Raw genomic sequence first — 14,281 nt, forward strand, 5'->3', positions numbered from 1 at the left:
CTTCTTGATACCCGATTAGCATCAGAACTTCACCCCCGCCAGCCCAGTCCCAGCGCCTTCTGCAACGCCACATAATCGGCGGTCATCGCCGCCGTCGCTTCCACCAGCCCCTGTTCGGCGGCGGTGCGCTGGCGTTCGGCGTCGAGCGTGTCGATCAGCGTGGCGACGCCCGCGCGGTAACGTTGCTGCATCAGCGTCGCGGCGCGGTCGGCGGTCGCGGTTGCGCGGGCGGCGTTGGCGACGGCGCTGCGGCGCGCGGCAAAGCGCGACAGGGCATCCTCCGCATCGCGGAGCGCAGTCAGCACCGCGCCCCGATATTGCGCGGCGGCTTCGTCCCGCGCGCCTTCCGCCTGCCCCACCCGCGCACCGCCGCGACCGAAATCGAGCGCGTTCCAGGTCAGCCGTGGCACGGCCAGCCCGGCCAGGCTGTCGAGGTCGAACAGGTCGCCAGGGTCGGTGCCGCCGATGCCGATCAGGCCCAGAAAGCTGATGCGCGGCAGCGTCGCGGCCTTTGCCACGCCGATCTGCGCGCTGCGCTGCGCCAGCAGCCGTTCGGCGGCCCGCACATCGGGGCGACGCTCCAGCAGGGCCGTCGGATCGCCGACCTGCACCTCCGCCGGGGGCAGCGGCACGGGGCGGATCGCCGCCAGTTCGCCATCGAGTGTCCCCGGCGCTTCGCCCACCAGCACCGCCAGTGCATTGAGATAGGCGTCGCGCTCCGCATTGATCGGCACGATCGCCGCGTCGCTTTCGACCACCAGCCCGCGCAGCCGCTCGACATCCAGCTGGCTGGCGGTGCCCGCGCGGAAACGCTGTTCGGTCAGTGCCAGCATCCGCCGCCGCGTCTCCGCCGTCTGCCGTCCCAGTTCCAGCCGCCGCTGCCGGTCGCGCAAATTGACATAGGCGCTGGCAACCTCCGCCGTCAGACTGACCTGCGCGTCGGCGACCTGCGCCTCCGCCGCGGCCACGCCCGCGCGCGCGGCCTCGACCCGGCGGCGCTGGCCGCCGAACAGGTCGATTTCCCAGCTGGCGTCAAAGCCGACATTGTAGAAATCGACCGCAGTGCCGCCACCGCCCGACTCGCCCTCCCCACCGGTCAGCCCGCCTTCGGGCAGTTCGGCGCGAACATAGGTGCCCTGCACATTGCCGTTGGGCAGACCATTTGCGCGGTCGAGGCGCAGCGCGGCGCGTGCCTGTTTCAACCGCGCCTCGGCCACATCGACGCTGGGGTTTTCGGCCAATGCGCGCGCCACCAGTGCGTCGAGCACGGGATCGTTCAGCGTCGTCCACCAATCGGCAACCTGCGGCGCGGCGACCGACAGGTCGCCCGCCCGCGCAAAGCCGGCGGGCGCGGCGACGGCACCGGCGGTTTTCGGCCCGTCATAATCGGGACCGACGGTGCAGGCGGCCAGCGCCGACAGCGACAGAAGCGGCAGGATCTTTCGCATGAGCAACCTCAATGCATCGCGGCCATCTGCCCCTGGGGCAGCGGACGCAGGAACAGGACAAGCGGCACCGCGGCGACGATCAGCACCGTCAGCACCAGGAAAATATCGTTATAGGTCATCACCAGCGCTTCCCGCTGGATCGTGCCGCCCAGCGTCCGCATCGCCGCCTCCGCACTGCCGAACGTGCGGGTAAGGCCGGCCAGATAATCCTGCACGGCCAGCGAGTTGGCCGACAGCGATTCCTCAATCCGGCGGCTGTGGAACCACATGCGCTGATCCTGGATCGTGGCGATGCCCGCCAGCGCCAGCGATCCGCCCAGATTGCGGACGGCGTTGAACAGCCCGGCGGCGTCGCCGGCATCCTCCGGCGGGACCGACGCGATCGCGGCCTGATTGAGGAACAGGAACCCCAGGATCGTGCCGACACCGCGCAGCAACTGTGACTCGACGAACTCGTTGCCGACCGCATCGGCCGTCAGCGTCGTGTCGATGAAGCAGCTATAGGCCATGATGCAAAGCCCGGCGCCGACCGCGATGCGGATGTCCAGCCGGCGGATCAGGATCGGCGTGAACGGCATCAGCATGAGGCTGGGCAAGCCGGAGATCAGCACGATCTGCCCCGCCTGCAACGCATTATAGTCCGCGATCGCGGCCAGGAACTGCGGGATCACATAAGCCGTGCCATACAGCATCATACCCAGCACGACCCCCATCACCGCCACCGCGCCGAACTGCCGGTCGAGCAGCAGTTTCAGCTTGATGACCGGTCGTTTCGCGACAAACTGACCCGCGAACAGACAGATGAAGCCGATGACCGACAGGATCGACAGCTCCACGATCTCGCGGCTCTCGAACCATTGCTCGCGCTGCCCCTCTTCCAGCACCACGGTCAGGCAGCCCAGTCCCAGCGCCAGCCCGATGATGCCCAGCCAGTCGGCATTGGCCAGCTCCTCCAGATGCGGTTTCTGGTGCGGCAGGCCGACGATCAGAAGCGTGACCAGCACGATGCCGACCGGCAGGTTGAGGAAGAATGCATAATGCCAGCTGAGATTTTCGGTCAGCCAGCCGCCAACCAGCGGTCCCAGCACGGGGCCGAGAATGACGGTAACACCAAACAATGCGTTGCCGATCGGCTGCTGCGATCGCGGCAGGCGTGTGGCGATGATCGTCATTGCCGTCGGGATCAGCGCGCCGCCCGTAATCCCCTGCCCCGCGCGCCCGATAATCATCGTCGTCAGATCATTGGCAATACCGCAGACCATCGAGAACAGGGTAAACAGCGTGGCGGCAACGATCAGGAAGTTGCGAAGCCCGAACACGCGCGACAGCCATGCCGCCATCGGGATGATGATGATCTCGGCAACCAGATAACTGGTGGCGACCCATGTCCCCTCGGTCCCGCTGGCGCCGATCTCGCCCTGGATGGTCGGCAGCGCCGAATTGACGATCGAGATGTCGAGCGTCGCCATCATCGCGCCCAGGCTGCCCGCCGCGACCGCCAGCCATGCGGCGGCGTCGGCGCGTTCGGGCACCGGTCGCGGGGCGTCCGCCGTGGCGGCGGCGGCGCTCACCGGCCGATCCGCTCGTTATGCGCCTCCTGCTCCCGCGCGATGCGCTCGGCGGCATCGCGGGCGCTGCGCGTGTCGACGCTGACCTCGACCGACATGCCCGCGACCAGTAGCGCACGCGCCGCCGGACCCGCCGACAATGCGATGCGGACGGGCACCCGCTGAACGATCTTGGTGAAGTTGCCCGTGGCGTTCTGGGGCGGCAGGACCGAGAATTGCGCGCCGGTGCCCGGCGCAATGCTGGCGACGCGGCCGGGGATTTCGACGCCGGGCAGTGCATCGACCTCGATGCGAACGGGCTGGCCGACGCGCATCAGGCCAAGCTGCGTTTCCTTGAAATTGGCCTCGATATACAGGTCGCGCGTCGGCACCACCGACATCAGGCGCGTGCCGGCTTGGACAAACTGACCGACGCGCACGGTCTTGTCGCCGATGCGCCCGTCAATCGCCGCGCGGATCAGCGTCGCGCCGACATCGGTCTGCGCGGCGTCGAGCTGGGCGCGCGCGCCTTCCGCCTGTGCCTCAGCCTGCGCGATCTGGGCGCGCAGCGTGCCGACCCGGCGCTCGGCCGCGGTCAGCGCGGCGCGGGCGGCAGCGACGCGGGCGCTTGCCTGTCGCGCCTGATTGCGAAGCGTCGCGACGCGCTCGCGCGTCTCCGCACCCGTTTCGGCAAGCGGCGCATAACGCGCCACTTCGGCATCGGCGAAGCTGGCGTCGGTTTGCGCGACGGCCAGTTCGGCGCGGGCGCGGGCGATCGCGGCCTGCTGTTCGGCGATCTGCGCCTCCACCCCGCGCGCATTGGCCCGCGCCACGTCGATCTGCGCCTCGCTCTGCTGGGCCTGTGCGCGATAATCGCGCGCATCGATCCGGACCAGCGGGTCGCCCGCCTTCACCGTCTGGTTTTCGGCCACCAGCACGCGGTCGACATAGCCCGACACCTTGGGCGCGACCGTCACCGAATCGGCCTGGACATAGGCATCGTTGGTCGATTGCTGGAACTTGCCATAGCTTTGATAGCGCAGGAACCAGACAAGACCGCCGACCAGCGCGACGCCCAGCAGCACGAGGATGATGATCTTCGCGCGTCGCTTCTTCGCGGGGGATGCGGGCGCCGGTTCGGCTTCAGCAGGGGTGTCGGTCAGGGCGGAGTCAGCCATGGCAGTGCCTTTAACGAATCGTTCGCCGCCCATGTGCTCGCACTTGCAGCATTGTGCAAGACCATATATTGAGGTTCCTCATGGAATATCGCAGCGACGATCTCACCCGCCTGCTGGCGGGCACCTATATGCGGATGCACCGGCGCGTGGATGCGGCGATGGCCGAACAGGGCGCGTCGCTGGCGCGCACCAAGATGCTGCTGCTGATCGAGAAACAGGGCGGTGAGGCCAAGGCCGCCGACCTCGCCGGATGGCTGGGCCAGGCGCCACGCACCGTGACGGAGGCGCTGGACGGGCTGGAGCGCGACCGGCTGATCGAACGCACGCCCGACGCGGCCGATCGTCGGGTCAAGCGGCTTCGCATCACCGACGAAGGGCGCCGCGCGATCGCCGCGACCGAACCGCTCCGCCACCGCCTGACGCTCGAGATTTTCGCCCCGCTCGATCCCGCTGAATGCGACGTGCTGGGCGCCACGCTCGAAAAGCTGATCGCCGGCATGGACTCGCTTTGCGGCGAATCCGAACGGTGATATCCTCGATCCCGCCGACCGCCATCAATGCGCGGCGGCGTGGAGAGGTGGCATGGAACGCATCGGCGCGTCATTGTGCCAATGTCGCTTCGGGCTGTTGTGCGGCCTGAGCGGCGGCGCGTTGGCGATTTTCGGTTCGACCTATCTGATCCTGACCTGATCGCGCGTTTCCGCGACGGTTGAGCGCAGCGGCGGTTGACATGGCGCGCTGGCTGGCGACGAAGCTGTCGGCCGATGACCGACGCCCGCTTGCCCTTGAAGATCACGCGCCGCGCGCTGTTGCTGGGCGGCGTGGCGATGGCCGCGACGCCGCTGCGCGCACAGGATGTGCCGTTCGTGTCGATCCAGCCGAGCGCGCCGCCGGTGCCCCCGCCACTGCCCCGCCGCGTCCGCCTCAAAGGGCTATCGGCGGCAATCGAGATCGTGGACGATCGCTGGGGCGTGCCGCATATCCGCGCCGCCACCAAGGCCGATGCTTTTTTCGGTCAGGGCTGGGTCGTCGCGCGCGACCGGCTGTTCCAGATCGATTACGATTATCGCCGCCGCATGGGCCGGCTGGCGGAGGCGTTCGGCGCCGATTTCGTCGACAGCGACATCCGCGCCGCGCTTGCCCGGTTTCGCGGCGATGTCGATGGCGAGTTGCGCGCCGTCCCCGACGAGGTGCGCGCCTGTGCCGAGGCCTATGTCGCGGGTATTAACGCGCGCATCGAACAGGTGAGCGCCGACCCTGCCCTGCTGCCGGCCGAGCACGCGATCCTGGGTCTGAAGCCGCTGCGCTGGTCGCTGGCCGATCTGGTCGCCGCGCGCGAACTGGTCGCCGGCAATGTCGGGGACGAGGTGCGCCGCGCCCGGCTGTCGGCAATGAAGCGGCTCGACCTCGACGCCTTGATCGCGCCGCCGCGGCCCGACCATGCCATCCGCTTTCCTGACGGGCTTGACATCGAGGCCGTGACGGCTGCCGACCTGGGGCTGCTGGCCCCGCGCACGCCCGAGGCCGATGGCAGCCCCGATGGCAGCAACGCCTGGACCGTCGCACCGTCGCGCACGGCGACCGGCCGCCCAATCCTGGCCAACGACCCGCACCTGTCGATCGGTGGCTTTGCCCCCCGGCATGTGGCCCATCTGTCGGCGCCCGGCCTCGACGTGATCGGCGGCGGCGCGCCCGGATTGCCCGGCATCATGCAGGGGCATACCGACCGCTTCGCCTTTGGCCGCACCAACGGCCATATCGACCAGTCGGACCTGTATGTACTGGAGCTAAATCCGGTGGACCCCGAACGCTATTGGCACCGCGCCCGCTGGAAGACCTTTGACCGGCAGGACGTGACCATCCGCGTGCGGGGAGAGGAACCGCGCAAACGGGTGCTGCGCCATGCCGTGCAGGGACCGGTGATCGCCCATGATCCGAAGACCCGGCGGGCCAGCGCGCTGGCGAACATCGCCCAGCAACCCGGCGCCAGCGGCATCTTCGCGATGATCGCGATCAACCTGGCGCGCGACTGGGCCGGATTGCGCGCGGCATTCCGGCACCACCCGTCGCCCGCCAATTTCCATTATGCCGATGTCGACGGGCATATTGCATGGTCGATCATCGGCTTCGCGCCCCGGCGACGCGGCGGGCATGACGGCATGGTCCCGGCCCCCGGCGATGGCCGCTATGACTGGGAGGGGCGCCTGTCGCTCGATCAGATGCCTTCGATCACCGATCCCGAATCGGGCTGGATGGCCAGCGCCAACCAGAACAACCTGCCCGCCGATTACAAGCCGACCCTCAGCCATGATTTCAGCGAGCCATGGCGATATGACCGGATCACGGCGGTCCTGAAAAACCAGACGCGCCACAGCGTGGCCGACTCAGCGGCGTTGATGCAGGACCTGTCATCCGCACCCGCGCGCCGCTTCGTGGCGATGCTGCCCGCCGACCCCGCCCCGGCGGCGCGGGAAGCGGTCGAGATGCTGCGCGGCTGGGACGGCACGATGGCCGCCGACAGCGGTCCCGCCGCGCTGTTCGCGCTCAGTTGGGCCGATCTGGAACAGCGGCTGCTGAACATTGTCGTGCCGCTGGATGCGCGTGACATGGCGTCGCATCTCGAAACCGGCGTGATGCTGGCGATCCTTGAGCAGCCCGACAAGCGGCTTGGCCCCAACCCCACCGGCTCGCGCGACCTGATCGTCGCGATGGCGCTGATCGCCGGGTGGGCGGAAGCGGTGCGGCGCATGGGACCGGAACCCGCCCTGTGGCGCTGGGGCACGATCCACGATGTCCGCGTCGAACACCCGCTCGCCGCCCGCTTTCCCGCGATCGCGGCGGCGTTTCCCGCGATCGAAGCGGGCGGGTCGGGTGGCAACCGCCACACCGTCAATGCTCGCTGGGTCGCGTCCGACATGGGGGTGTCGGGCGGCGCCAGCTACCTTCAGGCGATCGATGTCGGCGGCTGGGACGACAGCCTGTTCCTGAACTTCCCCGGCCAGTCGGGCGATCCGGCCAGCCCGCATTACCGCGATCAGGTGCAGCCCTGGATCGAGGGGCGCATGCTGCCCCTGATCTTCTCACGCGAGCGCGTGGATACCGAAGCAACCGCGCGCACGATCCTCGATCCCCGCTGAACCTTGCGGAGCGTGGCCATTTGCCCTATGCGCCGCCGCTTCCGTGCCGGGGTCATCCCTGGAGGCTCGGCCGGATGAATGTGTTATAACCAGCATTTCGGAGCACCGACATGAGCGATACGCTTAACCTGTCGGCCGAGACGCGCGAGCGGGTTGGCAAGGGAGCCTCCCGCGCGCTTCGTCGTGAAGGCCGCGTCCCCGCCGTGATCTACGGCAACAAGCAGGAACCCCTCTCGATTCACGTCGAGGAGCGCGAACTGGCCAAGCTGCTCGGCACCGGCCATTTCATGAACTCGATCGTGATGATCGCCGGCGCCGGCAAGAGCGCGATCCGCACCCTGCCCAAGGACGTGGCGTTCGATCCCGTCACCGACCGCCCCGTCCATGTCGATTTCCTGCGCGTCAGCAAGAACGCCAGCGTGCACGTTGCCGTGCCCGTCATGTTCGTCGATGAAGACGCCGCCCCTGGCATCAAGAAGGGTGGCGTTCTGAACGTCGTCCGTCACGAGCTGGAACTGGTGGTCGACGCCGACAAGATCCCCGAATCGGTCGAGGTCTCGCTCAAGGGTCTCGAAGTCGGCGATACGGTGCACATCTCGGCGGTGACGCTGCCCGCCGGTGCCGAATCGGCGATCGATGACCGCGATTTCACGATCGCGACCGTGATCGCGCCGTCGGCGATGAAGTCGGAAGCCGGCGACGAGGAAGAAGTCGCTGCCGACGCCGTCGAGGCCACCGAGCAGAAGGATGCCGACGCGTCCGACGAGGCCGGGGAAGCCAGCGAGTAATCGCCTGGCGCCTATGGCTGGAATATCGGGCGGCGGCCGGGTCATTACGATCCGGCCGCCGTCTTGGCTTTTGGGAGTGCGGCGATGCAATTATGGGTCGGGCTTGGCAATCCGGGGCCGCTTTATGCGATGCACCGGCACAATATCGGCTTCATGGCGATTGACGCGATCGCCGGGGTCCATGGCTTCTCCCCGCCGCAAAAGAAGTTTCAGGGCTGGCTGCAGGAAGGGCGGATGGGCGCCGAAAAACTGCTGCTGCTGAAACCCGCGACCTTCATGAACGACAGCGGCCGTGCCGTGCGCGCGGCACTCGATTTCTACAAACTCGGCGTCGAAGATGTGACATTGTTCTACGACGAACTCGACCTTGCGCCGTTCAAGGTCAAGGTGCGGCGTGGCGGCGGCGCGGCCGGGCACAATGGCGTTCGCTCGACCATCACCCATGCCGGAGCGGATTTTCGCCGGGTGCGCCTCGGCATCGGCCATCCGGGGCACAAGGACCGCGTGACCGGCCATGTGCTGGGCAATTTCGCCAAGGCCGAGATCGAGGATCTGAGCGACCTGCTGGGCGCGGTGGCGGCGGAAGCGCCTTGGCTGGCGGCGGGCGACGATGTGCGGTTCATGAATGACGTGGCGCTCAGGCTTCAGGATTGAGCCACCCCCTTCGCAAGCGCGGGCGCGCACGATAGAGGCGATATCATGGACCTGACCGCGCTCGACATCGTCGTTCTCCTCTCGATCGGCGGCGCCGCCGTGCTGGGCGCAATGCGCGGATTCGTGACTGAAGTGCTGTCGCTGCTAGCATGGCTGCTGGTCGTGCTGGCCGTCCGGCTGTTCCACACGCCGCTGGCGGCGATGCTGCTGGGTCCCGTCGGCACGACATCGGGCGCGGCAGTGCTGTCGTTCGCGCTGATCGTCGGCGTGGTGTGGCTGGGCGGCAAGATGGTGGCGGGCGCCATCGGGCGGCGGACCAAGGCATCGGTGCTGGGTCCGGTCGACCGGGCGCTAGGGTTCGGCTTCGGCGCGCTGAAAGGACTGATCCTCGTCAGCCTGGCGTTCGTCGTCGTGGTGCTGGTGGTCGATACCTGGAACGGCGGCGCGGCGCGGCGGCCGGCATGGATTCGCGACTCGCGCACCTATCCGCTGCTCAACAGCACCAGCGCCAGCATCGCCGATTTCGTCGACCGGCGCCGGCGCGGCGAACCCGTGTTCACCGAAGAAACGCTGGCGCGCATCGGACGGTAGCGCGCGCGGGCCGGCCGCCCTAAATGGGTCCCGTGACAGCCACGCTTTATAACCAGGAAATCCTGCGCCTCGCCGCCAGCGTCCCCTTTGACGCGCGCCTGCCCGATCCGCACGGCAGCGCGGAACGGCGCTCGCCGATCTGCGGCAGCCGGGTGACGGTCGACGTCAATCTGGACGACGCGGGGCGCATTGCCGAAATCGGGATGCGCGTGCGTGCCTGTGCGCTGGGTCAGGCGTCGTCGGCACTGATGGCCAAGGGCGCGGTCGGCAAATCGCCCGAAGAACTAAACGCCGTCAGCGATGCGCTGACCGCCTGGCTGGCCGGGGGCGAAACGCCGCCCGACTGGCCGGAGCTGGACCTGTTCGCCCCCGCCCTGCCGCACAGCGCGCGCCATCCCTCGATCCGCCTCGCCTTTGAAGCAGCCGCCGAAGCAGCCGAGGCCGCGCGGCAAAAGGCCCCGGCGCGCTGATGGCGGTGCATGGGGGACTGTCGCTGGTTCGCGAATTCGCGCCGCTGCTTGGCGCGGGGCTGATCTCGGTATTGGCGTTTCGCCGGATGGGCCTGGGCGCGACGCTGGGCTATCTGGTCGCGGGCGCGGTGGTGGGACCGCAGGTGCTGGGACTGGTCGGCGATGCGGAGAGCAAGCTGACCTTTGCCGAACTGGGCATCACGCTGCTGCTGTTCCTCGTCGGCCTCGAACTCAGTCCGCAGCGGCTGTGGCGGCTGAAACACGACATTTTCGGATTTGGTTTGTTACAGGTGGTGCTGTGCGGGCTGGCCGTCACCGGGCTGGTGCTGCTGGGCGCGGGCTTCACGCTGGCGGCGGCGATCGCGCTCGGCCTGCCGCTGGCCCTGTCCTCGACGGCACAGGTGCTGCCGATGCTGCAATCGGCAGGGCGACTGCGAACCCCCTTTGGCGAACGCGCCTTTTCGGTGCTGCTGCTTCAGGATTTGTCGCTGGTCCCGCTCATCACTATCATCGCCGCGCTCAGTCGCAATCCCGCCGATGCCGCCGGGCCGCCGGGCTGGGTGCTGGCGCTCAACACCGTGCTGGCGATCGCGGGGCTGATCCTGGCGGGCCGCTTCATCCTTCGCCCGCTGTTCCGGCTGATCGGCAATCTGGGCGAGCGCGAGATGTTCGTGTTCGCCGGGCTGTTCACCGTCATCGCCGCCGCCGCGATCATGGAGGCGCTGGGGCTTTCGACGGCGCTGGGCGCATTCATCGCGGGCGTAATGCTCGCCGACAGCCCCTATCGTCATGAGCTTGAGGCCGATGTAGAGCCGTTCCGGTCGATCCTGCTCGGCCTGTTCTTCCTGGCGGTCGGCATGATGCTCGACCTGAACGCGGTGGCCGCGCGGCCCGGTTTCGTCATCGGCATGGCGCTGGCGCTGGTCGCGGTGAAGGCGGGCGTAATCTTCCTGATCGGCCTTGCATTCCGCATGAACTGGCGCCCGGCGCTCGCCATGGGCCTGTTGCTCAGCCAGGGGGGTGAATTCGGTTTCGTCCTGTTCGCGCAGGCGCAGAACGCCTATCTGATTGCGCCCGAAGCGGCGAGCCTGTTCGGCGCGATCGTCACCCTGTCGATGGCGACGACACCGTTCCTGATGATGCTGACCAAGCGCTTCCGCACCGAACCCGCGGCGGGCGACGGGGCCGCGCTGCAACCGCCGCGCCATGACGGGGCGAGCGCGATCGTCGTCGGCTATGGCCGATTCGGCCAGACGGTCGCTCAGATGCTGATCGCGCAGGGCCTGTCGGTGACGCTGATCGATCGCGATCCGCAGGTGATCGAAACCGGCGGCAAGTTCGGCATGAAGGTTTATTATGGCGACGGCACCCGCCCCGACCTGCTCCGGCTGGCCGGGGCGCAGGATGCGGAACTGATCCTGTTCTGCCTCGACGGTGACCAGATCACCAAGGAGATGCTGGAGATGGTCGCCAATGCCTATCCCAAGGCGGCGGTGATGACGCGCGTGTTCGACCGCCGCACGCTGATCGCGCTCAAGGACGCGCCGCTGGCAGGCGCCGTGCGCGAAGTCCTCGAATCGGCGGTGGTGATGGCGCGGCAGGCACTGCGCGCCGTCGGCGTCGACGATGGCGAGATCGAACGCAGCGAGGGTGAATATCGCCGGGTCGACGCCAAAAGGCTGGGCATCCAGCTCGAGGCCGGCGACATCTATGCCGCGCGCGACGTGATGTTCAGCCAGGCGCGGCAGAAGCGTCAGCGGCAGGACGAACCAGGCGTGCGTGAACAGCCATGAACCTTTTGGGCTTTCTGGCGGCATTGTCGGGCGCGGTCGCGATCGGCGCGGGCGCGTTCGGCGCGCACGGCGTCAGCGGCCAGGCCGCCGAATGGCTCCGCACCGGCGGCACCTATCAACTGATCCACGCCGTCGCGGTGCTGGTCGTCGTCCAGCAGCGCGCGACCGGTCCCGGCTGGGCCTTGCTGGCGGGCGCGACCATCTTTGCCGCGACGCTATATGCCATGGCGCTGGGTGCGCCGCGCTGGCTGGGCGCAATCACGCCGATCGGCGGGGCGCTGATGATCGCGGGCTGGCTGTGGCTTGCCTGGACCATGCTGCGCCGCTGATCCCATCTGCGTCAGGCTTTCCGGGTGCCGGCCTGCAGGGCACGCCTCGACTTGCACGGACCGCGCAACGATGCTAGCCGCGCGCCATTCCCGACGGGCCGCAGCCGCTGCGGCCCCGTTCGCGCATCCGGCGCGATGGGAAGCCCAGTTTCGCGAGAAGGGACGCGCGTGGAGACATCCGGCGGTATTCAGGCCAGCCTCAGCGGACGCTATGCGACCGCCCTGTTCGACCTTGCCCGCGAACAGAATGCGCTGGTCGCGGTCGAGGGCAGCCTGGCGACGGTGCGTCAGGCGCTGAACGAATCGGACGATCTGCGCGCGCTGGTCAACAGCCCGCTGATCGGCCGGGCGGACGCCGGCAGGGCGATTGCCGCCGTCGCCGCGCATCTGGGTCTCGATCCGGTGACGACGAAATTCATGGGCGTGCTGGCCGAAAACCGCCGCCTGCGCGATCTGCCCGCGATCATCGCGACGTTCCGTGCGCTCGCCGCGCGCCACCGCGGCGAAACCACGGCCGAGATCGTTTCCGCCCACCCGCTGAGCGACAGTCAGGTCGACGCGCTGAAACAGCAGCTTCGCACCCGCGTCGGTCGCGACGTCAATGTCGACCTGTCGGTCGACCCATCGCTTCTGGGCGGCCTGGTCGTCAGGATCGGCAGCCAGATGATCGACAGTTCGATCAAGACCCGCCTCAACTCTCTCGCACATGCCATGAAGGGCTGAAAATGGACATCCGCGCCGCAGAAATCTCAAAGGTCATCAAGGACCAGATCGCCAATTTCGGCACCGAAGCGCAGGTGTCGGAAACCGGACAGGTGCTGTCGGTCGGCGACGGCATCGCGCGCGTCCACGGCCTCGACAATGTCCAGGCGGGCGAGATGGTCCAGTTCGCCAACGGGGTGGAGGGCATGGCCCTGAACCTCGAAGCCGACAATGTCGGCGTCGTGATCTTCGGCTCGGACGCCGAGATCAAGGAAGGCGACACCGTCAAGCGCACCGGCACCATCGTCGACGTGCCCGTCGGTCGTGGCCTGCTGGGCCGCGTGGTCGACGCGCTGGGCAACCCGATCGACGGCAAGGGGCCGATCGTCGCCGACAAGCGCAGCCGAGTCGAGGTGAAGGCGCCCGGCATCATCCCGCGCAAGTCGGTGCATGAGCCGATGCAGACCGGTCTCAAGGCGCTCGACGCGCTCGTCCCCGTCGGCCGTGGCCAGCGCGAGCTGATTATCGGCGACCGCCAGACCGGCAAGACCGCCGTCGCGATCGACACCTTCATCAACCAGAAGGAAGTCAACAAGGGCGACGACGAGAGCAAGAAGCTCTACTGCATCTATGTCGCCGTCGGCCAGAAGCGCTCGACCGTGGCGCAGATCGTGCGCCAGCTCGAAGAAAACGGCGCGATGGAATATTCGATCGTGGTCGCCGCCACCGCGTCGGAACCCGCCCCGCTTCAGTTCCTCGCGCCCTATACCGGCTGTGCGATGGGCGAATTCTTCCGCGACAACGGAATGCACGCCGTCATCGTCTATGACGATCTGTCGAAGCAGGCGGTCGCCTATCGCCAGATGTCGCTGCTGCTGCGTCGTCCGCCGGGCCGCGAAGCCTATCCCGGCGACGTGTTCTACCTGCACAGCCGCCTGCTGGAGCGCGCCGCCAAGATGTCGGACGAAATGGGCGCCGGCTCGCTCACCGCGCTGCCGATCATCGAGACGCAGGCAGGCGACGTGTCGGCCTATATCCCGACAAACGTGATCTCGATCACCGACGGCCAGATCTTCCTCGAAACCGACCTGTTCTTCGCGGGCGTCCGCCCGGCGATCAACGTCGGCCTGTCGGTCAGCCGCGTCGGTTCGGCCGCGCAGACCAAGGCGATGAAAAAGGTCGCCGGCTCGATCAAGCTGGAGCTGGCCCAGTATCGCGAGATGGCCGCCTTCGCGCAGTTCGGTTCGGACCTCGATGCCTCGACGCAAAAGCTGCTCAATCGCGGCGCGCGCCTGACCGAGCTGCTCAAGCAGGCCCAGTTCAGCCCGATGCCGTTCGAGGAGCAGGTCGTGTCGATCTTTGCCGGCACGCAGGGCTATCTCGACGCGGTGCCGACCAGCGATGTCGTGCGCTATGAACAGGCGATGCTGACCGAGATGCGCGCCAGGCACGCCGACGTGCTGACCGCGATCCGCGATACCAAGGACCTGTCGGACGATACCAAGGGCAAGCTCAAAGCGGCGCTCGACAGCTTTGCCAAGACGTTTGCCTGATGTCGTTGACGTATCTCGCGGAAATACGGCTCAAGCCGGACTGCTTTGCCGCGGCGTGCAGTGCGGTTGACGCCATCGTTTCCGCGACCCG

Annotated in this window: 13 protein-coding genes; 10 read left to right on the forward strand and 3 right to left on the reverse strand. The window is 67.8% G+C overall.

What is annotated here, in order from left to right:
* Positions 1 to 29: 29 nt before the first annotated feature.
* From VL973_RS00635 to VL973_RS00645, 3 genes are read right to left on the reverse strand one after another with little or no spacing between them, the layout of a single operon-like run.
* A complete protein-coding gene (locus VL973_RS00635; protein WP_325282103.1) occupies positions 30 to 1,448 on the reverse strand; it encodes an efflux transporter outer membrane subunit in 1,419 nt (472 codons plus the stop codon).
* An 8-nt stretch (positions 1,449 to 1,456) separates the two neighbouring features.
* Positions 1,457 to 3,019, reverse strand: coding sequence for a DHA2 family efflux MFS transporter permease subunit (locus tag VL973_RS00640; protein WP_325282104.1), 1,563 nt, complete (start codon positions 3,017 to 3,019; stop codon positions 1,457 to 1,459).
* A complete protein-coding gene (locus VL973_RS00645; RefSeq protein WP_325282105.1) occupies positions 3,016 to 4,173 on the reverse strand; it encodes an HlyD family secretion protein in 1,158 nt (385 codons plus the stop codon). The genes VL973_RS00640 and VL973_RS00645 overlap by 4 nt, the downstream gene beginning before the upstream one ends.
* An 80-nt stretch (positions 4,174 to 4,253) precedes the next feature.
* Here VL973_RS00645 and VL973_RS00650 point away from each other — a divergent pair, with 80 nt between their 5' ends.
* The 10 genes from VL973_RS00650 (at position 4,254) to atpA (ending at position 14,190) form a co-directional block, all read left to right on the forward strand.
* A complete protein-coding gene (locus VL973_RS00650; protein WP_325282106.1) occupies positions 4,254 to 4,703 on the forward strand; it encodes a MarR family winged helix-turn-helix transcriptional regulator in 450 nt (149 codons plus the stop codon).
* Positions 4,704 to 4,937: 234 nt separating this feature from the next.
* A complete protein-coding gene (locus VL973_RS00655; protein WP_325282107.1) occupies positions 4,938 to 7,310 on the forward strand; it encodes a penicillin acylase family protein in 2,373 nt (790 codons plus the stop codon).
* A 110-nt stretch (positions 7,311 to 7,420) separates the two neighbouring features.
* Positions 7,421 to 8,098 carry a 50S ribosomal protein L25/general stress protein Ctc gene (locus VL973_RS00660; protein ID WP_325282108.1) on the forward strand — a complete coding sequence of 226 codons (678 nt, stop codon included), beginning with the start codon at positions 7,421 to 7,423 and terminating at the stop codon, positions 8,096 to 8,098.
* 84 nt (positions 8,099 to 8,182) lie between these two features.
* Positions 8,183 to 8,752, forward strand: a complete 570-nt coding sequence (pth, locus tag VL973_RS00665; protein ID WP_325282109.1) for an aminoacyl-tRNA hydrolase — start codon at positions 8,183 to 8,185, stop codon at positions 8,750 to 8,752.
* A gap of 45 nt (positions 8,753 to 8,797) precedes the next feature.
* Entirely contained in the window at positions 8,798 to 9,343 is a 546-nt protein-coding gene (locus tag VL973_RS00670) for a CvpA family protein (protein WP_325282110.1), read from the forward strand.
* 32 nt (positions 9,344 to 9,375) lie between these two features.
* Positions 9,376 to 9,813, forward strand: coding sequence for an iron-sulfur cluster assembly scaffold protein (locus tag VL973_RS00675; RefSeq protein WP_325282111.1), 438 nt, complete (start codon positions 9,376 to 9,378; stop codon positions 9,811 to 9,813).
* Positions 9,813 to 11,606 carry a cation:proton antiporter domain-containing protein gene (locus tag VL973_RS00680; RefSeq protein WP_325282112.1) on the forward strand — a complete coding sequence of 598 codons (1,794 nt, stop codon included), beginning with the start codon at positions 9,813 to 9,815 and terminating at the stop codon, positions 11,604 to 11,606. The genes VL973_RS00675 and VL973_RS00680 overlap by 1 nt, the downstream gene beginning before the upstream one ends.
* Positions 11,603 to 11,935 carry a DUF423 domain-containing protein gene (locus VL973_RS00685; protein WP_325282113.1) on the forward strand — a complete coding sequence of 111 codons (333 nt, stop codon included), beginning with the start codon at positions 11,603 to 11,605 and terminating at the stop codon, positions 11,933 to 11,935. Before VL973_RS00680 ends, VL973_RS00685 begins: the two co-directional genes overlap by 4 nt.
* A 168-nt stretch (positions 11,936 to 12,103) precedes the next feature.
* Positions 12,104 to 12,658 (forward strand): F0F1 ATP synthase subunit delta, encoded by a 555-nt coding sequence (locus VL973_RS00690; RefSeq protein ID WP_325282114.1) that lies wholly within the window; start codon positions 12,104 to 12,106, stop codon positions 12,656 to 12,658.
* Positions 12,659 to 12,660: 2 nt separating this feature from the next.
* Positions 12,661 to 14,190: a F0F1 ATP synthase subunit alpha gene (atpA, locus tag VL973_RS00695; RefSeq protein ID WP_325282115.1), complete on the forward strand. Its 1,530-nt coding sequence runs from the start codon at positions 12,661 to 12,663 to the stop codon at positions 14,188 to 14,190.
* The last annotated feature ends 91 nt before the right edge of the window (positions 14,191 to 14,281 follow it).

Origin of the sequence: Sphingomonas sp., from assembly GCF_035490575.1 — a bacterium.
Lineage (GTDB): Bacteria > Pseudomonadota > Alphaproteobacteria > Sphingomonadales > Sphingomonadaceae > Sphingomonas.

Bases quoted from the DNA above. Each gene is read 5' to 3' on its own strand.
- VL973_RS00655 (WP_325282107.1), top strand. From the start codon at position 4,938: ATGACCGACGCCCGCTTGCCCTTGAAGATCACGCGCCGCGCGCTGTTG.
- VL973_RS00635 (WP_325282103.1), bottom strand. From the start codon at position 1,448: ATGCGAAAGATCCTGCCGCTTCTGTCGCTGTCGGCGCTGGCCGCCTGC.
- VL973_RS00685 (WP_325282113.1), top strand. From the start codon at position 11,603: ATGAACCTTTTGGGCTTTCTGGCGGCATTGTCGGGCGCGGTCGCGATC.
- VL973_RS00670 (WP_325282110.1), top strand. From the start codon at position 8,798: ATGGACCTGACCGCGCTCGACATCGTCGTTCTCCTCTCGATCGGCGGC.
- pth (WP_325282109.1), top strand. From the start codon at position 8,183: ATGCAATTATGGGTCGGGCTTGGCAATCCGGGGCCGCTTTATGCGATG.
- VL973_RS00660 (WP_325282108.1), top strand. From the start codon at position 7,421: ATGAGCGATACGCTTAACCTGTCGGCCGAGACGCGCGAGCGGGTTGGC.
- VL973_RS00680 (WP_325282112.1), top strand. From the start codon at position 9,813: ATGGCGGTGCATGGGGGACTGTCGCTGGTTCGCGAATTCGCGCCGCTG.
- atpA (WP_325282115.1), top strand. From the start codon at position 12,661: ATGGACATCCGCGCCGCAGAAATCTCAAAGGTCATCAAGGACCAGATC.
- VL973_RS00645 (WP_325282105.1), bottom strand. From the start codon at position 4,173: ATGGCTGACTCCGCCCTGACCGACACCCCTGCTGAAGCCGAACCGGCG.
- VL973_RS00650 (WP_325282106.1), top strand. From the start codon at position 4,254: ATGGAATATCGCAGCGACGATCTCACCCGCCTGCTGGCGGGCACCTAT.